Source organism: Clostridium pascui, assembly GCF_016908015.1.
Lineage (GTDB): Bacteria > Bacillota > Clostridia > Clostridiales > Clostridiaceae > Clostridium_AK > Clostridium_AK pascui.
The window spans coordinates 56,036-82,408 of record NZ_JAFBDB010000005.1; the positions used below are offsets into that span (position 1 = coordinate 56,036).

Consider the following 26,373-nt stretch of genomic DNA (forward strand, 5'->3'; position numbering starts at 1 on the left):
TTTATAATACAGTATTTTTTATGTTCTTAGTAATTTCCTAAGCATTAAGAATATTTCTTGATACTTAGGAATAATTATTAATGTTAATAATATTGAGGTTATAAGGAATGAAAAAAGATACTTTTTATAGGGACACCCTTACTCTAACAGCAGCTAATATAGCAACTGGAATATTAGGATTTACATTTTCCATAATATTATCAAGTAAAATTGGTCCTGAAGGCATGGGGCTTTATGGACTAATAATGCCTATATATAATTTATTTATATGTATTATTTCTGGTGGTCTTATAACTGCTATTTCTAAGGTATCTGCAGTGTATTACAGTAAACGCGACTTCAAAAACTTAAATAAAACCATAGACACAACTCTATCTTTTGATGGTTTATGGGCACTTATAGTTGTGAGCATTGTATTTGTAAGTTCAAACTATATAAGTACCTATTTAATAAAAGACAGTCGAAGCTTATATGCTATAAAGGTTCTTTGTCCTGCAATGTTATTTATTGCATTTTCTTCAATACTTAAAGGATACTTTTATGGTATATCTAAAGTTAAAATCCCTGCATACATTGATGTATTTGAAAAGTTTATGCGAACAATAGTTATAATAATCGTATTTGGCACCTATGCGTTATCAACTGATATCTCCAGCAAAGTAACTTTTGCCTATGTTGCTTTAGCAATTGGTGAAGGGATAAGCACTGCTTTGCTCTATGTATCTTATAAAATACATAAAGTAAAGCCCTCTAATAATATGCAGTCTTCAGAAGGACGGGCTCAGCTGCTATTTAACGTACTTATTATTTCTATACCTTTGTGTTTAAATGCTTTTTCATCCACCGCACTATCCACTATCTCTACTTTAATAGTTCCTAGAAGATTAATTGCTACTGGAATGGATTATAGCACAGCACTATCCTTAATTGGTAAATTTACAGGAATGAGCTTAAGCATAATATTTTTCCCTATGGTTGTTATAAACTCTGTGTCTACAATACTTATTCCAGACATATCCAAAAGCATCAGTAATAAAGATTATTGGGGTACAGAAACTAGAGTTATGAGTGTACTTAAGATAGCATTTTTATTAGGATTATCTACCTTGATTATATGCAATACCATTCCAAACGAACTGGGAAACTTACTCTTTAAAAGACTAGATCTAGGGGATTTTATAGCTATTTCTTCTTTAATGGCACCCTTAGTTTATGTAAGTACCACAACTTATGGTATATTAAATGGATTAGGTAAACAAGGCATTTTACTTAGAAACTCTCTTATTATTTCTGTTATAGAACTTGCAAGTCTTTATATTTTTATAGGTATACCTTATATAAATATATATGGATTTGTAATAACCTTTGTAATAACCTCATCTATAACACTTATAATTAACATGTATGAAATTAAAAAACATCTTAATATTGAGTTTAATAAAAATAATTTTATAGTAAGTATATTGCTATGCGTATTGTTTTATTTTATATTAAATATTTTAAAAAACATTTTACCTGAAACCCTGCCTATGAAGTATGCAATGATAACTCTTACAGGTTTTCTGTTAATATTTTTCGATTTTAAACTCTCCAAAAAATAAAGTGAAATTACAATGTTTTCAAGGGAAGCCATTTGGCTTCCCTTGTTTTGCTTTATGCATAAATATATATTAACTTCATATAGCTCTTCTTTTTTTTATAATTTTTATTGTATAATACTTCGAATAATGTTATACTACACATATATTACGATAATCGTAATATACGACACGAGAAGAAGGTGATCTAATGGATGAAAATCAACTAATGCACAAACTCATAGATGTTTTTGAATATAAAAACTCTTATCAGCTTAAGAGTTCTAATATTCAGCCACAAGATATGTATGTACTGGAAAGGATATATTTCCTAGGAAAAGTCAAAATAAGGGATATATCAAAACAGTATGATATCCCCCCCTCCACTCTTACAGGAATTATTGACAGATTAGAATCTAAAAAGCATATAGAAAGAATCAGAAGTACTGAAGACAGACGGGCTATTGAGCTTGTTGTGACTGAGCTAGGAAAACAAGTTGTTAACGTACATGTTAAAGAAGATAAACTATTTTCATTAAATTTCTTTAATACTCTACATGATGATAAAAAACAGCTCTTTAAAGAGTTACTAACTGAACTGCTTACAAATCTAAAAAAGGAAAGTTTGTTCAATGAAAATAATATTTATTGATTGGAGGTATCATCTTGCCATTATTAGAATTTCAAAATGTATATTTTATTAATGATAATAAAGCTATATTAAAAAATATAACAATTCCTATTTATCAAGGAGATTATATTTCTGTTGTTGGGTCATCTGGCAGTGGTAAAAGTACATTTCTTAAACTATGCTGTCATTTGAAAAGTCCAACAGAAGGAAAAATCATATATAAAAACAAATCCATTATGGAACACAACCCTATGGAGTTAAGAAAAAACATTGCATATTGCTTCCAAACTCCATACATCTTTGGTGATACTGTTATGGACAATATTTCTTTCCCATACTCTATAAGGGGGAGCAAGGTGGATTTACAAAGAGTAGAGGAACTTTTTCTTCTCTTTAATCTTGATAAAGAATATTTAACACAAAATATAAAAAACCTGTCCGGAGGGGAAAAACAAAGAATTGCACTAATCAGGACATTATTATTTAAACCGGAGATTCTGCTTTTAGATGAAGTAACATCTGCACTTGATTCTAATAATACTCTCATTGTTGAAAATGTAATAAAATCATTGAACCAGAATGGTACAACCATTATCTGGGTAACTCATAACCCTGAACAAAGTAAAAGGACTGCAAATAAAATATTAACCATTGAACATGGCGAAATTAAGTCATTGGAGGTGCTAAAATGAGTAGCAGTTTGATGAATTCTTCTTCACTTTTAATTTCCTCATCACTTGTTATAGTGGCATTATTATTTTCCTACCTTCAGAAACTAAAACTTGAAAAGGAAATTATAATAAGTGTTATCAGAGCAATAATACAACTAGTCATTGTTGCATATTTACTTAATTATATTTTTGGACTTAAAAGTCCGATATTTACAACTCTCCTACTTTTGTTTATGACTTTTAATGCCGCTTATAATGCTGCTAAAAGAGGTAACGCAATAAAAAATGGACTTCTAATATCATTTATATCAATATCATTAGGAACTATAATTACCTTATCTATTCTTGTATTTTCTGGCGCCATCAGGTATGAGCCTTATCAAATTATTCCTGTAAGTGGAATGATTATAAGTAATGCTATGGTAGCCTTAGGCTTATGTTACAGACAATTAACCTCTGATTTTAAAAATAAAAGTGAAGAAATTGAAACAAAACTTTCCCTCGGAGCAGATATTTTGCCGTCATCTATAGAAATAATCAGAGACTCTATAAAGACTGGTATGATTCCCACAATTGATTCAGCAAAAACACTTGGAATTGTATCGCTGCCTGGTATGATGACAGGACTTATACTTGCTGGCACTTCACCTGTAGAGGCAATCAAATATCAGATTATGGTAACATTTATGCTGCTTTCAACAACCTCAATATCTTCTTTTGTAGCATGTTATTTATCCTATAAAAATTTCTTCAACAAAAGAAAGCAGTTAGCTTAATATAAACCCATATTGCAGATTACAATATGGGCTTATGCATATATATTTACTAATTAAAATATTATTCATTTAGCATTTCACATAAAGAAATTTTTAATGCTCTGGATCATAGAATTTTCATCGTCGTAGAAGACATTGAATGAGCCTTAGAACGGCTTTATTTATAAATTTAAAATACCGTTAAGAGCCGCCTACTGTCTGAGCGACAGCGAGTTTAGGTGGCTTATGGATTTTAAATTTATAAATATTAGATGCTCTAGGCAAAATGAACGTCTTCCTAGATGAAAATTCTATACGACCCAGAGCATTAAAAATGTTGTACTACTTTATTTTTTTGAGTAATACATTAGGTATAAGTTTCAAAGCCTTTCTAGGCAGTATATTAAAATCTTCCTTTGAAATTCCAACTGTAACAATTAATCCAAATAAATAAGAATACGCTCCAATTATTATTGAGATTATAGCACTTATTGATATTGCTAAATAATTATTTCCAAACAATTTAAAAATACTGTGAAAAGCAATGTATGCAACAAATACAACCGCACCCATAAACGAAGATGCTACCAATGGTTTTAGAGCCGGTTTTAAAAATTTGAATTTTAACCTCAAGGATTTTTGAAGCATATTGTGATTCAAAATTATAGGAATTATATATCCAATGATACTTCCATATATGGCACCCAAAATATTTATACTTGGTATAGATATTAAGAAATAATTCACTAAAATTTTAACTAATATCCCTATAAACGAATATAAGGTAGATGTATAAAGCTTACCTATGCTTTGAAGTATAGTGGTTTGAATTTGCATTATTGACATTAGAACAAGAACTACAGAACCATACGCCATTAAATAAGATCCTTGTCCAAATCTAAGCATTTCAAATATTTGTGTACTTAGCACAGAAAGCCCAAAGGCTGCTGGGATAGCTATTAAAAAGCACATTTTAAATGCGTATTTAATCTTACTTTTTACACCATCTCTATCTTCTACAGCCACTGCTCCAGATAAGGCTGGAAGTATTGCTGCTGCAAGAGATGATATAATAGCTATTGGTACATTTAAAAGCTGCTGATACTTAACTAAATATCCATATAGTGTGGACGCATAAGCTTCAGAAACTCCGCCAGCTAATAGCCTTGCTTTTGTATTTCCTAAATCAACTAAATTACCTGCATAAGTCATTCCTACACATACCGTAATTGGAAGTCCATAATGTATAATTTTTCTAAGTATGCTCTTAGAACTATATCTCTTTATATTTGCTTCTATATATCCTTTAGGAACCTTCATTTTCTTATGCCTTTCATAATACCATATAAGATAAGCTGCAGAAATAAATGCTCCAAGAGAAGTTCCTATTGTTGCTCCTGCACAAGCTGCTTCAATACCGTACTTTACAAAAAGCGCTGCAAACACCAATGAAAAAATAGTATTTATCACCTGCTCAATAACTTGAGATACTGCTGTAGGTGTCATATTATGTAATCCTTGAAAGTACCCTCTATACGCTGAGGCTATTGAAGTAAATAATATAGAAGGTGCTAAAGCAAGTATTGATAAATGAGCTTTTTGGAAATTCACTAAATTTGCTAAGGGTTTTGCTAATACTAGCATTAGTACTGCCATTATTATTCCTATTAAAAGTAATATAAATCTTGCTATCTTAAAACTTCTTACTGCATCCCTATAGTTTTTTACCGCAGTAAGTTCAGATATAAGCTTTGATATTGCAACTGGTATACCTGAATTAGTTAAAACGAATATGAATACATATACAGAATAAGCTGCTCCATACACTCCATATCCTTCATCTGTTATTATTACTCTTAAAAAAGGTATGTATAAAAGAGATATTACCTTTACCATCATTCCTGCTGCAGAGAGTATTGCAAACCCCTTAGCAGTAGATTGCTCTTTCATATTTTACTTCTCCTATCTTCTCTACTTAAAACTTAAATACATCATTTTTTATTTTTTTAAGTACTGGAGGTAGTGTTTCTGCTATAGTTTTATTTTCCATATAAGCAAGTTTATCCTTACAATTTTTAAAGATAACCTTATATGCATAAAGATATTGATAATTCAATCCATATTTGTTATTGAAAAAACTATTCAGTTTACTATCCTTATTATATTTCACATCTCCAATTATAGGATTGCCTAATTCACTTAAATGTGCTCTTAACTGATGACTTCTTCCTGTTATTAAATCTATTTCTATAAAGGAAAAAGTTCCGCAGCTTTGAATTGTCTTTACTTCCATAGCTATTTTCTTAGAATTTGGCACCTCTTTTGTATATACTTTAGATATATTACTATCTTCATTTTTTAATATATATCCTTCATATATTCCATCCTTTATTCTTCCTGCTACCAATGCCTCATAGTATTTCTTTATATCTCTTTCTCTTATCATTTCATTTAAGAGTTTAAGACTTTCATAATTTTTACCGAATATTACTATACCAGAAGTATTTCTATCCAGTCTATTGCACGGAGCTGGCGTAAAAGTAAGCTCTTTTTCTGGTATATAATCTCCCTTATCATATAAATAAGATAATATATAGTCAGTTAATGTAGCTTCTCCATTCTTTTTATCAGAATGAACAAGTATACCAGGCCACTTTTCTACAAGTATCATATTTTCATCTTCATAGGTAATCTTTAACTTACTGAATTTAGTAGCTTCTACCTTTTGAAAATTCAACTTCTTTTTAGTATCTGCGGATGATATATATGTTACTTCTACAATATCCCCTTCTTCTAAAGTATATTTTTCTTTAGCTTTTTTACCATTTACCTTCACGTCGCCTTTTCTTATTGCTTTGTATATAGCACTTAAAGGTACATCCTTTAACCATTTTCTTAAAAACTTATCCAATCTTTGCTGCGCTTCGTTAGATCCAATTTCTGCTTTCATATTTTTACTCCTTATCTATTGTGTTTAAGTAATCCCATGCAAATTTACTTTGAAGAGCAGCACCTAAGGCCAAGCTCTCCTCATCTAAATCAAATAAACTTCCATGTGCTGGGTGAATTATTCCTTTTGATTCGTTTCTTACACCTAAATTATAAAATACCCCTGGTCTCTCCATTGAAAAATATGCAAAACTTTCTACTCCCATACTTGGTGCGTCTAAGTCTAATATATCCTTCTTATCCATTACTTCTTCAGCACTTTTAAGAAAACTTTTAGCCATATTATCATTATTATAAAGACATGGATAACTTTCTTCCATTTCTATGGTACACTCTCCTCTTAATGATTTAACCATACCTTCTACAATTTCTTTAAATCTCTCTCTTACATAATGTCTATGCTCAGTTTTCATAGTTCTTATAGTCCCCTTGAAGTATACTTCCTCTGGAATTATATTATTGGCGGTTCCTCCCTGAATACATCCTACAGTTACAACTCCTGGTGAAGTAGGTGGTAATTCCCTACTTATTATGGATTGTAAATTTACAATAACACTACTTGCAATAAATATAGGATCTATAGTTGTATCAGGGCGAGCTCCATGTCCTCCCTTTCCTATTATCTTTACCTTAAATGAATCTGAAGCTGCATTTACCGCTCCCATTTTCACCCCTATTTTACCACAAGCAACATTCTCATCTACATGAAGTCCTACAACTCCATCAACATGCGGATTTTCCATTACTCCTTCTTTTATCATGAGTAATGCTCCTCCAGTTGTCTCTTCTGCAGGCTCAAAAAACAACTTAACATTACCTTGCAACTTATCCTTTAACTCATTTAATATTAATGCTGCTCCCATAAGAATCGCAGTGTGTGCATCATGTCCACAAGCATGCATTTTCCCTAATGTTTTTGATGCATAGGGCACTTCTTTTCTATCTTCTAATGGCAGTGCATCCATATCAGCCCTAAGAGCTATGGTTTTGTTTCCTTTCCCTCTTATAATTGCACATATCCCAGACTTTGCCACCTTATTATACTCTATACAATTTTGCTGTAAAAACTCTTCTATATATTTAGTAGTATTACAAAGATCATAATCTAGTTCAGGATTCATGTGGAAATTTCTTCTCCATTTTATAAGATCTTCTTTAATTTGTTCTGCTTTTTGCAAGAAATTTATATCTACCATATTAATTTTTACACCTACCTTTAGTTTATCTAATAATCTAAAAAATATAATATGTATAATGTTATAATTTCCTAAAATTACTTACTAGTTTTTGTGCATTTTAAAAGCTCATATTCATAGAATATGAGCTTAATTAAGATTATATAACATTATTTCCAATTATTCAACAAACTACTCTACTAATCTTATTACTTCGGCATTGTCTTTTATATATGGTAAATTCTTCATAACAGCATATACATATTTAAAAGATTCCCTAGGGCCATTAAAAATCTGATTTTTAGGCATTTCTTTAAAATATAGTATGTTACACCATACGTCTATAAAATCGTTTTTATTTACAAAACAATTTCCCTCTGAATGTCTTACCACAAATCCATCTGTATACTTTTCTATTATTTCTATGTCATTTATTTCTTCTCTTGTTATTAATCCTGATACATCTTCCCACATAGTTTTAAATGAAATCATAACTTTTCCTCCTGGATACTTTAAAAATATATACTTCATTTACTATACTATTCTCCATAATAGTATAACATATATTTTTTATATGTCAATTAATAATCCCCTTATAGGTTTATTTATATATCATAATTTAGATATAACATGTTAAGTTTAACCATTATTTATACATTTTTATGTTTTATTAGACTTAATATCTTATTTTCTACAACATTTTTAATGCTAATTTGTCTTTTTATGTTGTTTTTAAATAATATACTTATGAAGTTTTCATCTACCTTATCTATTATACCTTCTCCTAAATATATATGTTTTACATTTTCTCCGTCTTTATACACGGGATTATTACATATACTATTCTCTAACCCACATTCCCCTATAAATTTGGATGGATTACAATACTGTCCTTTATACACTTTAGGAATGCATAATGTCAAATATTTCTTTGCTCTTGTAACACCTACATAAAAAATTCTTCTCTCTTCCTCTAAATTTTCTCCGCTGCCATTTTTATGTGGAATATTGCCTTCAATACAATTCACTATAAGAACACACTCAAACTCCATTCCCTTTACTCCATGTATACTGCTTAAGGTAACAGCATTTGAACTTTCCTTAGGTAATTCATCTCTTCCCCTTTCTATATAATTTATAAACTCTTCTATATTCATAAAATCCTCAGATGAACTTTTAAGCATCTCTATAAAGTCCTTTAATTCCTCTTTATCTTTTTTAGTTTTTTTAATATAACTTTCAATATAATCTTCATAATTTAAGGAATGCACTACATACTCAATTGCATCAATTGGAGACATATTTTTCATCTTATTAATCTTCTTTTGCAAATCTCTTATAATTTTCAGCTTAAATATGGGCAATTTATAACCTGCAAGTATTTCAAAGCAACTTTCTCTTAAGGGATTTTTATTTAAGTTATGTATATCAACTTTACTTATATATCGAAGAGGTCTATTTATAATATTTATAAAACTTTCTCTATCGTAAGGATTTATAGCTAATTTCAGGTAAGAGATTATATCTTTGCACAAAAAATGATTAAAGATGTTATAATTTTTATCTAATAACTTAAATGGAATATCTTGTTTTAAAAAAACATCTATTAAGCTTAAACTCTCATTATTTGTTCTATATAATACTGCTATATTCTTATATTCAATCTTTTTATCCTTTATAAAATCTTTTATATCTTGAGCTACTTTTATTGATTCTTCTCTTTCATCCCTACAAGTAAGTACATTAATATCCCCTATATCTTCCCTAAAGGCCTCTATTATTTTTTCATTTCTTAATTTATTGTTCTTAATAAATGTTCTTGAAAAATCTACTACATTAAGTGCACTTCTATAATTTTTATGTAAGTATACCTTTTCTCCATTTTGAAAATACTTATCAAAATAAACCATACATCCTGGATTTGAACCTCTAAATCCATATATACATTGATCTTCATCACCTACTGCAAATATGGAATTATCTTTATTTAACATTTTTAAAATACTGAGCTGAATATTATCGCAATCCTGAAACTCATCTATAAGTATGTGTTTAAATTTATTTTTATAATAATTACACAGTACTCTATCTTGTCTAAGCAAATTTTCACACATAATCTGCAAATCTTCAAAATCTATTAGTCCCTTTTCCTTTTTATATTTTTCATACTCATTATAGCAATCATAAAAGACTTCTTTGTCTCCTGCGTACCTAAACTCATCTAAGTTCTTTCCACTGCTCTTATAAAGGTATATACTATTGATTATTCCTTTTAGCTTTTCCTCATTAATAGTTTGTGTGTATTTTCTTAATGTATAATCTATAATCTTTAGACACCGATCTCCAGTTATAATTTGCGGCTTATTTGAATTTTTATATAATATCCTATAAAATAAGCTGTGAAAGGTTCCAAAAAATGCGGGAACTTCTAGATTATTGTTGCTTACATATCTTAAATACATATTTTTTGCTGCCGCTTTTGTAAAAGTTATTACTATAATATTTTCTCCCTTTACCCCTTCAGATTTTATTAGATATTCTATCCTATTTATAATAACAGTGGTTTTTCCCGAACCTGGGGGTGCTACTATAAGTAAGTTTCTTTTTTTACTTTTCACTGCATCAAATTGCCACTTGTCTAAATTACAGCTGGACATTTTACTCACCTTCATTTTTATATAAGCATTTTTAACAATTACCTTGTAAAAAAATATTTCAAGGTATAAAATAGTAATAATTATTTATATTATTAACAAAAATATTAATTTATAACATATAAGGAGTTAACACTATGGAGTACATAAAAAACTTTAACGTTAGAAATGATAGAAACCTTACCATGTTAGTAGATTTCTATGAACTTACCATGGGCAATGCATACTTAGAAAATGATTTAGGAAATAAAATAGCTTATTTTGATATGTTTTTTAGAAGAGTACCTGATGGCGGTGGATATTGCATAATGGCAGGTATTCAGCAGCTAATAGAGTATCTTTCTAATTTATCCTTTACTCATGACGATATAGAGTATTTGAGAAGCAAAACTATTTTTTCCGAAGAGTTCTTAAACTATCTTGAAAATTTTAAATTTTCTTGTGATGTATGGGCTGTGCCAGAAGGCAACCCGGTATTCCCTAATGAGCCTTTAGTAACAGTCCGCGGCCCTATTCTGCAAGCTCAATTTGTAGAAACAATGATTTTACTTTCTATAAACCATCAAACACTAATTGCCACTAAAGCCAATAGAATATGCAGAGCTGCGGATGGCCGTACAGTTATGGAATTTGGTTCTCGTCGTGCTCAAGGATATGACGGAGCTATATATGGAGCTCGTGCAGCAATGATTGGTGGATGTAATTCTACCGCTTGTACAATAGCTGAGCAAATGTTTGGGGTTCCATCTTCTGGAACTATGGCTCACAGCTGGATACAGCTTTTCTCTACTGAATATGATGCTTTTAAAGCTTGGGCTAAGGTTTATCCAGACAACTGTACATTTTTAGTAGACACCTATAATGTATTGAAATCTGGTATTCCTAATGCAATTAAAGTTTTTGATGAAGTTTTAAAACCTCAAGGTTTTAGACCAAAAGGAATTAGAATAGATAGTGGAGATATAACTTATCTTACTAAAAATTGTAGAGAAATGCTTGATGAGGCTGGATATAGTGATGTAAAAATAATCGTATCCAATTCATTAGATGAATATATAATAGACTCAGTTTTACGTCAAGGTGCCCCTATAGATGGATTTGGCGTTGGTGAAAGACTTATAACAGCAAAATCCGAACCTGTATTTGGAGGAGTATATAAACTTGTAGCCATAGAGGATGGGGATAATATAGTTCCTAGAATTAAGATAAGTGAAAACGAAGAAAAAATAACAAATCCTGGATTCAAAAAAATATATAGGATATTTGATAAGGATACTGATAAAGCCATTGCTGACCTTATAACTCTTCATGATGAAAATATAGAAGATCAAGAATCCTTAATGTTATTTGACCCTGTTTATACTTGGAAAAAGAAAAAGATTACTAATTTTTACGCGAAAGATCTTATGGTGCAAATATTTGATAAAGGAAATCTTGTTTATGATTCTCCTTCCGTAACTGAAATTAAACAGATAGTAGATAAGGAGACTGAGAAGTTATGGCATGAAGTATTAAGATTTGAAAATCCTCATAACTACTATGTGGATTTGTCTACAAAGCTTTGGTCCTTAAAGCATAACCTTATTAATAAATACTCTAATATATATATGGAGAATAAATAAAAATAAAGAATAAAGGGAAGTTGGATTACTCCAGCCTCCCTTTATTTTATTTAATATCTGCTGATTATTACTCATTATCTTCATTAAATCATATATTCTTCTTGCATTTCTCTGTAATAATCTTTAATGAAGTCCAGCTCTCTTTCTTTAAAAAATATATCATCAAACTCTTCTATTGATTTAACTTTATAATTTGATAACGTTTTAAAAGGACATATGCCCTCATTTTCCTTTAAGTTATATAAAGCACAATCTTTAAAACATTCTTCTTTATTATCACAAGTTGATAAAAAAGCACATTCCCCCACTTTATTTTCCCCCTATTCCCACATTAATATAGTAATTAGATGCCAATTAATTGGAATCCTTATTGCTTAAATAAATTATACACCAATATTTAGAAAATTTAAATAATAAATTGATAATTCACAGAATTTTTTATTATTTTATCAAAAAAGTTGATACCGGGCACATAATTTTATAACAATAATATAAACTAATTGTAATACCTAGAATTAAGAGGTGATAATTATGAATTTTTCAACCATATCCTTATCTTATATATTCCTTGGAATATTTGTTATAGCTATTTTGTTTTATGTTTACTTCAAATTCGTACTTATAAAAAGTTCTGACAAAAGTCCTGATAAGGATAAAATAATTGGTACTATGAAAAAACCTGAGCTTTGGCATGAGAGAAACAAAAGAATGAGTTACATTGCTTTATTTTGGTCTGCAATTTCATTAGCAGTATTTGTATTTTTGAAATATTTATATAAGTCCCCTATTATACCTAGCTTTATGATTTTTATTTACTTAGGAGTTATAGTTTTATCCTCAGTACTTTTTCTCCCCAGAAAAACACGCTCGAAATAGCCACTAATCACTATTAAAAATAATGTTGAACACATGAATATTGGATTTGCATCGTAGAAAGCATTGAGTAAGCTTTAAACCGGCTTTATTTCTAAATTTAAAATACCGTATAGAGCCTTCTATTGTTTGAGTGAAACAAGTTTAGAAGGCTTAGGTATTTTAAATTTAGAAATATTAGCCGGTTTTGGCGTAATGAACGTTTTCTTAGATGCAAATTTCATATAACCTATTTAACTTTGTTTTATAATGTCAATGAATCTTTTTATTATAAGGGCTGTAAATCCCCAAATCACGTATTCATTATATTTATAAAAATATTGCTCTCGCTTTCCCTTTGAAAACTTGTAGTTTTTCCCTCCTACTATAAGATGATATGGGAAGTTATCAGGAAACTCTGGAATTATATTTATATCATATTTCTCAGGCTCATTACTTAAAAAGAAATCCACTGGAACTTTAAATATCTTATGTACTTCATCTTTACTCCACTGAAAATCACATTTCTTTAAGATTCCTACAAACGGATATATCACTTGATTATAAGGACTAACAAAATAATCCATAGCACCTATTACTTTCATATCCTCCTTACCTATATTCAACTCTTCCATAGTTTCCCTAATTGCTGCCACCATAGAGGATTCCCCAGGCTCTATTTTACCTCCAGGCAGCGATACATCTCCAGGCTGAGAAGTTAATGTTAAAGCTCTTACTTCAAATACTATACTAGGCGATTCTTCCTCTGTAATACATATCATCACTGCATACTTATTATAATTGCCTATTAAATCTACTTGCCTGTTTTTAAATATTGATTCTATATTTGATATCATAATTTGAACTCCTTCCTTATAGCTCACATAATTACTTATTAATATTATATACTAATTTAAGTTTGTCAAATACACCACTCCATGTTATACTTAATGGGTATTATACTTAATAATATACAGCAAAAAAACACTATAGAAAATGGAGAGATGTACGTTGAAAAAGAGATTTTCATTTGTTCTTTCATGTATTTTATCACTTTCTATAAGTACTCAGGTTTTTGCAGCTGCTAAGGATATGCCTTCAATATATGGTAAAGCTGCTATTACCATGGATGCTGATACTGGAGAAATAATATATGCAAAATCTGCAGATAACAAAATGTATCCAGCAAGTACTACAAAACTTTTGACAGCTTTACTATTAGCTGAACATAAAGATAAAGGTGATAATCTTACATATACCGAGTCTGCAAAAATACAACCTGAATATTCCCTTGATAAAAATATGCACCCTATCGCTGTTGGCGAAACTATGACTGGGGCCGATGCTATGGATGGACTTTTACTTTACTCAGGGAATGATGTTGCTTACATGATAGCAGACAACGTTGCAGGAAATGCTAAAAGTTTCGAAAATATGATGAATGAAGAAATAAAAAAATTAGGACTTAAAAATACATATTTTGTTACACCTAATGGTCTTCATGATGCAAATCATTATACCACTGCATATGACTTAACTGTTATAGCAAGAGCTGCCTACAAAAATCCATGGGTTAGAGAATCTATGGCAAAAAAGACAAGTACTATTCGTACTTCTGCGGGCACTGTGCTTATAATTGAAAATAGAAATAAAAATTTAGGTATTGATGGTAATGTAGGTGGAAAAACAGGTTATACTTCTCCTGCCGGAAGATGCTTAGTAGCTGTTTATGAAAGAGGCGGACGAAAACTTGTTGGTGTAATTATGAATTCAGTATATGATAGTCAAGACTCTTATGTGTTCCAGGATATGAAAAAAGTTATTGATTGGAGCTATGATGCAAAAAAGACTGTTATATATCCTAAAGGAACTGCATTAAAAACAGAAACTATTACATACAAACCTCTTGGTTTCTTTGGCCCAGAGAAAAAGATAGATGTTCCTCTTATCGTAAAAGAGGATGTAACAATATATGAAAACGAAGTAAACAAAAAGGATAACGAAAAAATATTCAAGTTGAACAAGTTAAATCCTTGGTCTTTAGATGAAGACACTAAACTTGGAACTCTTACTTTAAAACAAAGAGAAGCTTCAAAAGACTACAGCTTGTATACAAATGTGTCTAAAGGAACGTTACTTAAGCAAAACATTCTTTTATATACTTTTGCTTTAATAAGTGTAATAGCTGTTTTAGCATTAATTGCTGTTGTCATAAAGCTAATTTCCAATAAAAAAAGAAGAAAAAAACGTCCTAAATATTATTAAAGCTAAAAGAGAGTACTTTAACGTACTCTCTTTTTTTATAAATTATATTTCAAAAGTATGTCCTTTTTAAATTCTCCATTTTCGTAAAATAATTCTCCATCAGCGTATATTTTGCCGCCATTTCTCATATCACAAAGCATATCCCAATGAATAGTGGATTTATTTTTTCCACCAGCTTCAGGCATAGAATCTCCTAATGCCATATGAATAGTTCCCCCTATTTTTTCATCAAAGAGCATATTTCTTGTAAACTTCTTTATACCATAATTTGTTCCTATGGCAACTTCTCCAAAGAAAGACGAACCTTCATCAGTGTTTATAAGCTCCTTTAAAAGTTCTTCTCCTTTTTTAGCTGTTGCTTCTACAACTTTTCCTTGCTCTACTTTAAGTACTATTCCCTCTATTTCCTTTCCAGCATATATACCAGGAAAACTAAAGGTTATAACTCCATTTATTCCATTCTCCACTGGTGACGTAAATATTTCTCCATCGGGAAAATTTGCCTTTCCATCACAATTTATCCATTTTCTATTTTCTATATTTACCTTTATATCTGTTCCCTCAGAAATCATATGAAGCTCTTTTTTAGTATCTAAGTATCTTACCCATCTTTCCTGCTCTTTGCTTATCTTCTTCCATTCTGATACTGGATCATCATAATCTAAAAGTCCTGCGCCATATACAAAATCTTCATATTCAAAAATGTTCATGGAAGCCTCTTGAGCATCTGCATGGGTTGGAAATTGTGTTCCGCACCATCTAAGTGTTCCATCTCCACATCTTTCCGAATATATCCTTCTCCAGCTGGATGCACCCTTTGAAGAATACTTTATTTTTTCTGATGGAATATTAGAATTAGCCTTAGTATTTTGACTTCCCCAAGCAGTTAACCATACATCTGCCTTTTCTATAGCACATTTTTGTATGTAGTTTTCTTCCAGAAGCTGTTCATTTGATGCATGCTTAAGCTTTATATATTTTGTCTCCTGTGAGTCTATTAAAGTTTCTACATGAGCCCCTGCCTTTACAGCCTCCTTAACTACTTCTACCATCCATGGAGTTGCCACATCGTCACATTGCACTAGTACAAAATCTCCTGGCTTTACTTCTGTAGAATAATTCACTAAAAGCTTTGCTAATTTATTTAATCTTATATCTCCCATATTATTTCCTCCTAATTGAAATATTTCCCTATTATTTTATCATAAAAAAGATTTTCACACTATAAATATACAAGATTTAGGTAATACTATACTTTACCGGAAGTTTTAAGGAGGTTTTAATTTGAATATAGAGTTTTATGGAGCTGCTGGATGTGTTACAGGCTCCTCACATATATTGCATATTAATGATAAGAAAATATTGCTAGACTGCGGTATGTTTCAAGGAAAAGACGAAAAAGAACGAAATAATAATACATTTAGCTTCAACCCCCAGGATATAGACTTTGTAATATTAAGCCATGCCCATATAGATCACAGCGGAAGAATACCGATGCTTTATAAAGAAGGTTTTAAAGGAGAAATTTTATGCACTGAAGGCACAAAGGATTTGTGTAACATAATGCTCCAAGATAGCGGACACATTCAAGAAATGGAAACCGAATGGCTTAACAGAAAACGCAGACGTAAAGCTCTGCCAGAGGTCACTCCCCTTTATACCGCAATTGATGCTAAAAAATCCATAGAATTATTTAAAGGCTGCACTTATAATGAGTGGATTGAGTTATTTGATGGATTTAAAATCAAATTTACCGATGCAGGACATATTTTAGGATCGGCCATAACTGAAATGTTGATAAATGAAAATAAACATACAACTAAACTTGTTTACTCTGGTGATCTAGGAAATATAAATATACCTATTTTAAAAGACCCTACCTACATAGACAATGCAGATTATATTATTATGGAAACCACCTACGGAGATAAACTTCATGGAGATGTATCTTATGATTTAAAAGAATTAGTTAATATAATACATAACACTGTAAACCGAGGAGGAAATATTATAATCCCGTCCTTTGCAATAGGAAGGACTCAAGAAGTAATTTATGCATTAAATAACTATGTTGAGTCAGGAATTTTAAAAGGCATAAAGGTATATGTAGATAGCCCTTTAGCATCAGAATCTACAGAAGTATTTAAAAAGTATACAAATTATTTTGATACTGAGGCTTCAAAATTAGTTGACTCTGGTGATAATCCACTAGAATTTACTGGTCTTACATTTACTAAGTCTCCTCAGGAATCTATGGATATAAATAATATTCAAAGTGGTGCTGTAATAATTTCCTCCAGCGGTATGTGCGATGCAGGAAGAATAAAACATCATCTTAAACACAATTTGTGGAGAGAAGAATGCTCAGTGGTATTTGTAGGCTATCAAGCGGAAGGAACTCTTGGGAAACGTATATTAAATGGAGATGAATTAGTAAAAATACTTGGAGATGAAATCGCAGTAAAAGCACATATATATAATTTACAAGGCCTTTCAGGCCATGCAGATAAAAATGGACTTTTGAATTGGGTAAAAGGATTTAAAAATAAACCTAAGAATATATTTTTAGTTCATGGGGATGAAGAAGCACAGGAGAGTTTTTATAAAATACTTAATGAAGAAGGATTTAATTCTCATATAGTTAAATTAGGAGAAGATGTATATGTATAAACTCTCCATATTTTGCTAATAATATTACCACTAAAGTAACTTAATTCTTTATATTTACTTTAATACCACTTAATAAGTCATTATTCTTTCATTAGCTTGACAGGGAAATCATAGTATTATATGATAGAATTGACTTAAAACCTATCCCTTTCGTCCTTAATCTAAAGGATGAGAGGTTTTTGTTTTACTGAATTTTTAAGTCCTTTATGGATTAAAATATTTATACAATAGGGAGTTGAAAAACTATGGATGGAAAAAAAGTAAGAACTAGATTTGCTCCAAGTCCAACCGGATACATGCATGTTGGTAACCTTAGAACAGCACTTTATGCCTATCTAATTGCTAAACATGATGGAGGAGATTTTTTATTAAGAGTTGAGGATACGGATCAAGAAAGACAAGTAGAGGGTGCTCTAGAAGTAATTTATAACACATTAAATGTAACAGGTCTTCATCATGATGAAGGTCCAGATGTAGGCGGTCCTGTAGGTCCTTATATTCAAAGTGAAAGAAAACCTATTTACATGGAATATGCTAAAAAGCTTATAGATAAAGGCGATGCTTATTATTGCTTCTGTGACAAAGAAAGAATTGATATGCTTAGACAAAATTCAGAAGCTCTAAATAGACCTTTTAAATATGACAAACATTGTCTTCACCTATCAAAGGAAGAAATAGATGAAAAGATAAAGTCCGGCGTTCCATTTGTTATAAGACAAAATAATCCTTCCACTGGAACTACTACTTTTGAAGATGAGCTTTACGGAAAGGTTACAGTAGAAAACAATGAACTTGATGATATGATACTTTTAAAATCTGATGGTTTTCCAACTTATAACTTTGCTAATGTAGTAGATGATCATCTTATGAATATAACTCATGTAGTTAGAGGCACAGAATATTTATCTTCTTCCCCAAAATATAATCGTTTATATGATGCTTTTGGCTGGAATGTACCAAAATATATTCATTGTCCTCCAATAATGAGAGATGCCCACAATAAATTAAGTAAAAGAAAAGGAGATGCTTCCTTCGAAGATTTACTTGAACTAGGATACCTAAAAGATGCTATATTAAACTATATAGCCCTACTTGGTTGGAATCCAGGAACTACTCAAGAAATATTTAATTTAGAAGAACTTATAGAAAAGTTTGACTACACTCACATAAATAAAGCACCTGCAATATTTGATATTGTAAAACTTAGATGGATGAATTCAGAATATATAAAGATGCTTCCTGTAGAAGAATTCCATAAGATGGCTCTTCCATATTACAATCAAGTTATTAAAAAAGACTTAGATTTAATGAAGCTTAGTGAACTTTTACACACTAGAACAGAGGTGTTAAGCGAAATACCTGGCCAAATTGATTTCTTTGAAGAAATGCCAGATTATTCTCCAGAATTATATATTCATAAGAAGATGAAAACTAATTATGAAAATTCTCTAGTAAGTCTTGAAAAAGCCCTTCCTATATTAGAAGGACTAGATAACTGGGACTTAACTTCTATCCATGATTCCATGATGGATTTAGTTAAGCAATTAGAAGTTAAAAACGGAGTAGTTCTTTGGCCAATTAGAACTGCAGTTTCAGGAAAACAATTTACTCCTGGTGGAGCTTTTGAAATAGCTGAAATACTTGGCAAAGAAGAATCTTTAAGAAGAATTAGAATAGGAATCGAAAAGTTAAAAGAAGTTCAATAAAATGAAAAGCCTCCTTAATTTTTAAGGAGACTTTTTACTCTTTAGGGGAAACCTCGCTAGACACATACTTTTCCCAAGTAATATACATATAAAATAAGCTTACTACGTCCTGCTCATTATAAAGAAGTATCTTTTCCTTTTTCTCAGTTGGCATTCGATTTATATACTCTCTATCCTTTATTACTTTTCCAAAGGTTTTAGCAAGATTTTGCCCACTTATAAGCTCACTTTCTCTTTCTATATCAAATTCCTTTTCTAATGCCTTAAGACCTATATTTACACCTTTGCACTTTTCATATTCCTTTTGCAAATCTATATGAGTAAAATATTCTTCTAAATTAAGATTTAATTTATATTTATTCATAAGATAGTTTATTACAGTAAAATCATTGTTTCCTGAAAAAGTAACAATATATCTTTTCCCTTTATTTTCATATAAATTCACAAAATATTTTTTAGCTAACCTTAAAATTTCTAAGGAGTCAGCTTTATTTTCTATCATATATTGAGTAGTGTTTAAAACTTGCTTTTCTTCATCATAATAGCTGCATCCAAACACTCCTATACATATAGGTTTTTTATATACATAATGTTCTAAGTCAAAAAATACTGCTTTTTTAAATATGGATTCTTTTGCATTTATTTTTAAAGCCATATCTTCATTTATTTCTTCAACCTTTTGTGTATTTTCTCTTACAATCATAAACTCCACTCTTTCTAGATTATTTATCTTAACTTTTACATATTTAATATATCTAAGCAGTCAGTACTTATGTTATAAACACTGTCTTTTCTTTCAACTATTATCTTTATCTTGCTTCTTACCTCTTCATTACTCATAACCTTTTTTAATAGTTCTTTAGTTGGATTTACACAAATGGGATACTTTATCATTTGAAACATAGAAAAGTCTCCAGCTGTATCTCCATAGGCATAACTTGCATTTAAGTCTATATCATAAAGATCTTTCAACTCATTTATGGCTCTTTTTTTATTTACGCTGTCCCACATAGGTATAACTTCTCCGGTATATATTCCTTCTTCATTTAACTTATAAATTGTGCCTCTATAATCATCAAATCCATGTTTAACGCTCATTTCTTTTACAAGCTCAATAGGACTTCCCGAAACCGTTACAACCACATGACCTTGGCTTCTATGCCATTTTATTCTGTCACGAGTAAAAGTATATACTCTATCTCCCTTTTGTTCTATTACATTTTTAGCTATATATTCTACCTGATATTTTGGAAGACCTTTCACTGCTTCTATATAAATACTAGCCATTTTTAATAAATAATCATCATAATTTCCTTCTCTTTTATCCCACTTTACATATTCAGGCTTTACTTCTTTGTACCATCTATCTTGAGAAATTATTTCATATTTTATAAGTTTTTTAAATAGTTCTGTAATTAACCCTTCTCTATAAAGAGTACCATCTATATCAAAAAACGCTGCTACCTTCTTCATATTCATACCTCCCTGCAATCAATATTTTAATTATTATAGACAAGTTATTTTTACTTAAAAAGTATATATTTCCAATTTACTTTTTATTATACCCTTTACTAAAGTATTTGTAAAATATATAGATTTTAATACTTTAAATACATATTTTTTATGAAATGCTTTACTAAGATAAAATTTATATTGACATTCACCCCCTATGGTGGTATATTAAGGTTGAGAATGATAATAGTTATCAACGAGGAGTGGATAATATGTGTATTATAGATTTAAAACCTGGAGAAAAGGCTTGTATAGAAAATGTTTGTGGAAATGAAAAATTAGCAAAACGTCTTTTATCATTAGGTTGCATTGCAGGAACAGAAGTTTGTTTGAAAAACAAGGCACCATTTGGTGATCCTATAATTATAAATTTTAGAGGTTTTGATTTAGCAATAAGAAAAAATGATGCTAAAAATATACTTGTAAGAGGAATAGAATATAAGGAGGCAGTTTATGATAAATGCAGCATTGTTGGGTAATCCTAACGTAGGTAAGACTTCTCTCTTTAACGCACTAACTGGTTCCAATCAGTACGTAGGAAATTGGCCCGGAGTAACGGTTGAGAAAAAAGAGGGTTATTTAGATACTAATGTTAAAATAGTAGATCTTCCTGGTATATATGCCATGGATACCTATTCTAATGAGGAAAAAGTATCAAAGGAATTTCTTTTAAATGGTGATGTAGATGTAATATTAAACATTGTAGATGCTTCTAATTTACAAAGGAACTTATATCTTACCCTTCAATTAAAAGAATTTAACAAACCTATTGTATTGATATTAAATATGGTAGATATAATCAACGAAAGAGGAATAAAAATAAATTATGATGCTTTAGGCAAGGCATTAGGCGTACAAGTAATTCCAATATCAGCTTCTAAAAATATAGGTATAGATGAGTTGAAATTACTGCTAAAAAGCGGTACTTTTTTTAAAAGCAATAATGATAATGACTATCAGTTTCAGAACGAATCCCAAGCATATGCTTTTATTGATGAAGTGCTAAATAAAGTAACAGTATCTCCTAAAAAAAATAATCAAAATATCGGTAAAGCTATAGATAAGATTGTTTTAAATAAGTTTTTAGCTTATCCTATTTTTTTAGGGCTATTATATTTAATATTTGAATTCACATTTACTTGGGTAGGAAACCCCCTAGCTGATGTTCTAGATGGTCTTTTAAACGATAAATTTGTACCATTTGTAGAAATGGTACTTTCCAGTACAAGCCCTTGGTTCCAATCATTAATAATTGATGGAATAATTGGCGGTGTTGGTTCAGTAATAGTGTTCTTGCCAGTTATACTTGCTCTTTTCCTTGGAATTTCTTTCTTAGAAGACAGCGGATATATGGCTCGTGCAGCTTTTATAATGGACAAATTTATGAGAAGCATGGGACTTTCAGGAAAGGCGTTTATTCCCCTTATAGTTGGTTTTGGATGTTCAGTTCCTGCAATAATGACAGCTAGAACTTTAGAAAGCGAAAAGGATAGAAAACTTACAGCACTAATAGTCCCACTTATGTCCTGTAATGCAAGACTTCCTGTATATGGTCTTTTTGCAGCAGCATTTTTCCCTGGACATGAAAGCTTATTGGTATTTTCTTTATATCTTTTAGGCATATTTATAGCTTTTATTATAGGTATAATATTTAAAAATACATTATTTAAAAAAGATGAAGAACCATTTATACTTGAATTACCTGAGTATAAACTTCCTACACTTAAAAACTTAGCTCTGCATACTTGGGATAAAGGAAAAGGATTTTTAAGAAAAGCTGGTACTATAATATTTTCAATCTCAATTATAGTTTGGATATTATCTAATTTTAACATGCAAGGTATGACTGATATGAATAACAGTTTACTTGCTTCTATCGGTAAGTTTATAAGTCCTATTTTCAGCCCTCTAGGCTTTGGAAACTGGGAAGCTTCAGTTTCACTTCTTACAGGTTTTATGGCTAAAGAAGTTATAATTGGTTCCATGGGAGTAATATATGGCGGAGACTTAATGAGTATACTTCCTCAGCATTTTAACTTTGTAACTGCTTATACATTTTTAGTATTTGTTCTTCTTTACACTCCATGCGTTTCAGTTATAGCTACAATGAAGAAGGAATACGGGAATAAAATGGCTATCTTCTCCATGGTATATCAATTTGTTTTAGCTTGGATTATATCTTTTATAACATACCTAATTCTAAATGTTATATTTTAGGTGGTGAAAAGTATGATTATTCAATATATCATTACAGCAGCAATTGTGGGCTCTGCTGTGTATATACTTTATAAAAATATAAAAAATAAAGGTCAAGGAAAGTGCGACTGCGGTAGTTGCTCTTCCCACTGCCCTAGTTACAAAAAGAGGTAATAGTGATATTTCACTATTACCTCTTTTAATAACTATTTTTTATTATTGTCATCAATTCTTCTATATCTATATTTCCCCTTAGCAAGCAGTCAATAACCTTGCCTGCAGATTTTTTAGATATCTTTTGTACATCACAGGGAATTTCAATATTGTTTTTTTTAATCAAATACTGGAGATACTTGTACTGCTTTTCTGTTATAATATCATCTCTTCTTAAATCATCTTCATCAATCTTGGACACAATTTGAAACAGCTTGGGCAAATTTAGTACATCTTCAAAATTATGAAGCATGATTGTTTCTCTTAACTCTTCTCCGGGTTCTTGTAAATATTTATAATATAAATCGATGCTTATTCCGCCATCAATTAAATCTTTCCTTTGTATACCAATAAATTTTTCAACGGTTTTTAAATTACATCTCTCTATACCAAGCTTTTTATAGTAAGGTCGTATCATTCTATATAAATCCACATGGTTATCAGGCATTATATAATTTATATTATGTTTTGTAAGCTTTATCTTAATAAATGGTTCATCAAAAGCTTTCCCATTATAGGAGCACCATGTATTAAAACCTTCAATGTCTTTTTGGAATTGCATTAGTATATCTTTTTCTTCTTGCAAGTTTTCTGCAAAATATTGCTTAACATAAAAGGTGCTTTTTTCAGAAAACCATCCTAAAGAAATAAGCATAATGCAATCCTTTTCTTTGTCAAATCCCGTAGTCTCTATATCAAAGTAAGCCATATTTTCCATATCATATTTATAAAATATATCAGGTTTTAGATCAATTGTTTCTTCCCGAGTTCTTATATACATTACTCTCCTCCAAACCAAAGCAACCCTTACTTATACAAATGCATGTAGTACCCTCTTAATAAGTTAAGTACTACATGCACAATATTTATACTTACATCTCTTCTACTACATCTATTCCTAAAAGGTTCAATCCATTCTTTATAACTTGGCAAGTAGCTTCTACCAGCTTAATTCTTGCAACCTTAGTTTCCTCATCTTCTGCATTCACAATACTATGTGCATTATAGAACTTATTAAATCCTTTGGCTACATCTATAACATATCTTGTAACGATAGATGGTTCTAATTTATCTATAGAGTAAAGTATTGCTTCATTGAAAGAGGATAGTGTTTTTGCAAGCTCAAATTCTTCTTTTGAGGATAATTTTTTATAATTTATGCTTCCTTCTATATTGCCTGCTTTTCTTAATATGCTTTTACCTCTTGCATAACTATATTGAACATATGGTCCTGTTTCTCCATCAAAGCTCAACATTTCTTCCCAGTTAAATACTATATCTCTTTCCCTATTGTTTTTAAGATATGTAAATATAACTGCCCCAATTCCTACTTTTTTAGCTACTTCTTCCTTGTTTTCTAAATCAGGATTTTTTTCCTTTATTACTGCCGCTGTCTTTTCTATTGATTCATTTAAAAGCTCTTCAAGGAATATAACTTCACCCTTTCTGGTTGAAAGTTTTCTGTCTGCAAATCTCACAAGTCCAAAACCTACATGTTTGCAATAATCTGCCCATTCCTTCCCCATAAGTTTTAAAGTAGTAAATACTTGCTTAAAGTGCAATGATTGTTCAAGTCCTACCACATATATGCTCTTGTCAAAATCATATGTATTTTTTCTATATACGGCTGCTGCAAGGTCACGAGTAGCATATATAGTTGCTCCGTCGGATTTCTTTATTATACACGGAGGCATATTGTATTCTTCAAGCATTACTACCTTTGCTCCATTACTTTCTGTAAGTAGACCGCATTTACCTATTTCTTCTACTACAGCATCCATTTTATCTCCGTAGAAGCTTTCTCCCGCATAGGAGTCAAATTCTACATTTAACATTTCATATACTTTATTGAACTCTTTAAGACTTAAATCTCTAAATCTCTTCCAAAGTCTTACTTCTTCTTCTGATCCGTCTTCTAATTTTTTAAAGTGCATTCTTCCTTCTTCTTCTAAGGAAGGATCCTTTTCTGCTTCATCATGGAACTTTACATATATTCTAAGCAGCTCTTTAATCGGTTCCTTTTCTAATGCTTCTTCATCTACCCATCTTTTATAAGCAGAAATAAGCTTTCCAAATTGAGTTCCCCAGTCACCTAAGTGATTGATTCTAGTACAATTATATCCTTCAAAACTCAATATTTTATAAAGAGAATTTCCTATAGATGTACTAAATAAATGTCCTACGTGGAAAGGTTTTGCTATATTTGGAGATGAGTACTCCACTGCTACATTTTTACCTTCACCTGAATTTGTTTTACCATAGTTTTCTTTTTCACTTAATATCTTTTCTAAGGTATTTTCAGTGAATACTGATTTATCCACAAAGAAGTTTAAGTATGGACCCATAGTTTCTATTCTTTCAAATCCTTCTTTGTTTATATTAGTTTTTAACTCTTCAGCTATTAAATTTGGTGCCTTTCTTAATACCTTTGAAAGCTGAAAGCATGGGAATGCATAATCCCCCATTTCTGGTCTAGGTGGAATTTCTATTAATGCTTCTATTTTTTCTTCTGGCATATCTACATGTTCTTTAATTCTTTTTACTAAAGTATTTTTATAATCCATATATGTACTACCTCCATTTATTATTATTTTTACCACATATATCATTTATTATAATGCTATATCACAAAAACCCGTCCTGTAAAAAACAGAGACGGGTAAATTCCGCGGTACCACTCTAATTGACTAATGTCCACTCCAAATTTTAACGCAAAACTTGCGATTTATCTTACTTTCATAATTACTGATTTTAGATAAACTTCTCCAAGGCTCTCTTCCTTTTTATCTTCTTGTAGACTCTCACCATACTCTACTCGCTTTAAAGAACTTTATAAAAAGTACTTTCCTTTTCATAGAATTTATATTATTTCCTTTTAAGTTACATTTTATTATATTATCATTTTTCTTATATTGTCAATATCAT

Annotated in this window: 24 protein-coding genes and 1 other annotated feature; of the genes, 12 read left to right on the top strand and 12 right to left on the bottom strand. The window is 30.4% G+C overall.

All coding sequences use genetic code 11. The features are described 5' to 3' along the window. The first annotated feature begins 107 nt into the window (after nt 1–107). From spoVB to JOC70_RS12805, 4 genes are all read left to right on the top strand, one after another. Nucleotides 108–1,601, top strand: a complete 1,494-nt coding sequence (gene spoVB / locus JOC70_RS12790; protein ID WP_204599291.1) for a stage V sporulation protein B — start codon at nt 108–110, stop codon at nt 1,599–1,601. A 187-nt stretch (nt 1,602–1,788) separates the two neighbouring features. After that, nucleotides 1,789–2,229 (top strand): MarR family winged helix-turn-helix transcriptional regulator, encoded by a 441-nt coding sequence (locus tag JOC70_RS12795; protein ID WP_204599292.1) that lies wholly within the window; start codon nt 1,789–1,791, stop codon nt 2,227–2,229. Between the two features lie 14 nt (nt 2,230–2,243). Beyond that, a complete protein-coding gene (locus JOC70_RS12800) occupies nt 2,244–2,900 on the top strand; it encodes an ABC transporter ATP-binding protein (RefSeq protein WP_204599293.1) in 657 nt (218 codons plus the stop codon). Beyond that, entirely contained in the window at nt 2,897–3,655 is a 759-nt protein-coding gene (locus tag JOC70_RS12805; RefSeq protein ID WP_243429132.1) for an ABC transporter permease, read from the top strand. The genes JOC70_RS12800 and JOC70_RS12805 overlap by 4 nt, the downstream gene beginning before the upstream one ends. 321 nt (nt 3,656–3,976) lie before the next feature. Here JOC70_RS12805 and JOC70_RS12810 read toward each other — a convergent pair whose 3' ends face one another. From JOC70_RS12810 to JOC70_RS12830, 5 genes are all read right to left on the bottom strand, one after another. Further along, nucleotides 3,977–5,584 (bottom strand): putative polysaccharide biosynthesis protein, encoded by a 1,608-nt coding sequence (locus JOC70_RS12810; protein ID WP_204599294.1) that lies wholly within the window; start codon nt 5,582–5,584, stop codon nt 3,977–3,979. A gap of 25 nt (nt 5,585–5,609) precedes the next feature. Beyond that, complete coding sequence (locus tag JOC70_RS12815) at nt 5,610–6,584, bottom strand: RluA family pseudouridine synthase (RefSeq protein WP_204599295.1); 975 nt, start codon at nt 6,582–6,584, stop codon at nt 5,610–5,612. A 4-nt stretch (nt 6,585–6,588) separates the two neighbouring features. Next, complete coding sequence (locus tag JOC70_RS12820) at nt 6,589–7,779, bottom strand: M20 metallopeptidase family protein (RefSeq protein ID WP_204599296.1); 1,191 nt, start codon at nt 7,777–7,779, stop codon at nt 6,589–6,591. Nucleotides 7,780–7,950: 171 nt separating this feature from the next. Then, nucleotides 7,951–8,250, bottom strand: coding sequence for a hypothetical protein (locus JOC70_RS12825; RefSeq protein WP_204599297.1), 300 nt, complete (start codon nt 8,248–8,250; stop codon nt 7,951–7,953). 158 nt (nt 8,251–8,408) lie between these two features. Continuing rightward, nucleotides 8,409–10,415 (bottom strand): ATP-dependent helicase, encoded by a 2,007-nt coding sequence (locus JOC70_RS12830; protein ID WP_204599298.1) that lies wholly within the window; start codon nt 10,413–10,415, stop codon nt 8,409–8,411. Between the two features lie 134 nt (nt 10,416–10,549). On the opposite strand from JOC70_RS12830, the gene JOC70_RS12835 reads away from it, so the two are divergent. Continuing rightward, nucleotides 10,550–12,034, top strand: a complete 1,485-nt coding sequence (locus JOC70_RS12835; RefSeq protein WP_204599299.1) for a nicotinate phosphoribosyltransferase — start codon at nt 10,550–10,552, stop codon at nt 12,032–12,034. 83 nt (nt 12,035–12,117) lie between these two features. On the opposite strand, the gene JOC70_RS12840 is transcribed toward JOC70_RS12835, so the two are convergent. Continuing rightward, nucleotides 12,118–12,342, bottom strand: a complete 225-nt coding sequence (locus JOC70_RS12840) for a hypothetical protein (protein ID WP_204599300.1) — start codon at nt 12,340–12,342, stop codon at nt 12,118–12,120. A gap of 223 nt (nt 12,343–12,565) precedes the next feature. On the opposite strand from JOC70_RS12840, the gene JOC70_RS12845 reads away from it, so the two are divergent. Then, a complete protein-coding gene (locus tag JOC70_RS12845) occupies nt 12,566–12,910 on the top strand; it encodes a hypothetical protein (RefSeq protein ID WP_204599301.1) in 345 nt (114 codons plus the stop codon). A 230-nt stretch (nt 12,911–13,140) separates the two neighbouring features. On the opposite strand, the gene JOC70_RS12850 is transcribed toward JOC70_RS12845, so the two are convergent. Then, a complete protein-coding gene (locus tag JOC70_RS12850; protein ID WP_204599302.1) occupies nt 13,141–13,743 on the bottom strand; it encodes an NUDIX hydrolase in 603 nt (200 codons plus the stop codon). A 139-nt stretch (nt 13,744–13,882) separates the two neighbouring features. On the opposite strand from JOC70_RS12850, the gene JOC70_RS12855 reads away from it, so the two are divergent. Beyond that, complete coding sequence (locus JOC70_RS12855; RefSeq protein WP_204599303.1) at nt 13,883–15,151, top strand: D-alanyl-D-alanine carboxypeptidase family protein; 1,269 nt, start codon at nt 13,883–13,885, stop codon at nt 15,149–15,151. Nucleotides 15,152–15,186: 35 nt separating this feature from the next. On the opposite strand, the gene JOC70_RS12860 is transcribed toward JOC70_RS12855, so the two are convergent. Then, complete coding sequence (locus JOC70_RS12860; RefSeq protein ID WP_204599304.1) at nt 15,187–16,314, bottom strand: aminopeptidase; 1,128 nt, start codon at nt 16,312–16,314, stop codon at nt 15,187–15,189. A 121-nt stretch (nt 16,315–16,435) separates the two neighbouring features. Between JOC70_RS12860 and JOC70_RS12865 the strand changes: the two genes are divergently transcribed. Together JOC70_RS12865 and gltX are read left to right on the top strand one after the other, a co-directional pair. Beyond that, entirely contained in the window at nt 16,436–17,821 is a 1,386-nt protein-coding gene (locus tag JOC70_RS12865) for an MBL fold metallo-hydrolase RNA specificity domain-containing protein (protein ID WP_204599305.1), read from the top strand. A gap of 245 nt (nt 17,822–18,066) precedes the next feature. Continuing rightward, a complete protein-coding gene (gltX, locus tag JOC70_RS12870) occupies nt 18,067–19,527 on the top strand; it encodes a glutamate--tRNA ligase (RefSeq protein ID WP_204599306.1) in 1,461 nt (486 codons plus the stop codon). Nucleotides 19,528–19,561: 34 nt separating this feature from the next. On the opposite strand, the gene JOC70_RS12875 is transcribed toward gltX, so the two are convergent. Together JOC70_RS12875 and JOC70_RS12880 are read right to left on the bottom strand one after the other, a co-directional pair. After that, the gene (locus JOC70_RS12875; protein WP_204599307.1) at nt 19,562–20,230 is read right to left on the bottom strand and encodes a ribonuclease H-like domain-containing protein; all 669 of its coding nucleotides are present in this window, start codon (nt 20,228–20,230) and stop codon (nt 19,562–19,564) included. Between the two features lie 35 nt (nt 20,231–20,265). Further along, nucleotides 20,266–21,000 (bottom strand): HAD-IB family hydrolase, encoded by a 735-nt coding sequence (locus JOC70_RS12880; protein ID WP_204599308.1) that lies wholly within the window; start codon nt 20,998–21,000, stop codon nt 20,266–20,268. 251 nt (nt 21,001–21,251) lie between these two features. Here JOC70_RS12880 and JOC70_RS12885 point away from each other — a divergent pair, with 251 nt between their 5' ends. The 3 genes from JOC70_RS12885 to JOC70_RS12895 are packed head-to-tail and all read left to right on the top strand — an operon-like array spanning nt 21,252 to nt 23,409. After that, nucleotides 21,252–21,518, top strand: coding sequence for a FeoA family protein (locus JOC70_RS12885; RefSeq protein ID WP_204599309.1), 267 nt, complete (start codon nt 21,252–21,254; stop codon nt 21,516–21,518). After that, nucleotides 21,493–23,256 (top strand): ferrous iron transport protein B, encoded by a 1,764-nt coding sequence (gene feoB / locus JOC70_RS12890; RefSeq protein WP_204599310.1) that lies wholly within the window; start codon nt 21,493–21,495, stop codon nt 23,254–23,256. Before JOC70_RS12885 ends, feoB begins: the two co-directional genes overlap by 26 nt. Nucleotides 23,257–23,268: 12 nt before the next feature. Then, complete coding sequence (locus tag JOC70_RS12895) at nt 23,269–23,409, top strand: FeoB-associated Cys-rich membrane protein (RefSeq protein ID WP_204599311.1); 141 nt, start codon at nt 23,269–23,271, stop codon at nt 23,407–23,409. A gap of 25 nt (nt 23,410–23,434) precedes the next feature. Here the strand turns inward: JOC70_RS12895 and JOC70_RS12900 are convergent, their stop codons facing one another. Continuing rightward, on the bottom strand, nt 23,435–24,229 hold the full coding sequence (locus JOC70_RS12900) for a ribonuclease H-like domain-containing protein (RefSeq protein ID WP_204599312.1): 795 nt from the start codon (nt 24,227–24,229) through the stop codon (nt 23,435–23,437). A gap of 91 nt (nt 24,230–24,320) precedes the next feature. Beyond that, nucleotides 24,321–26,012 (bottom strand): arginine--tRNA ligase, encoded by a 1,692-nt coding sequence (argS, locus tag JOC70_RS12905; RefSeq protein WP_204599313.1) that lies wholly within the window; start codon nt 26,010–26,012, stop codon nt 24,321–24,323. An 84-nt stretch (nt 26,013–26,096) separates the two neighbouring features. Beyond that, nucleotides 26,097–26,312, bottom strand: a binding site (T-box leader). Between the last annotated feature and the right edge of the window lie 61 nt (nt 26,313–26,373).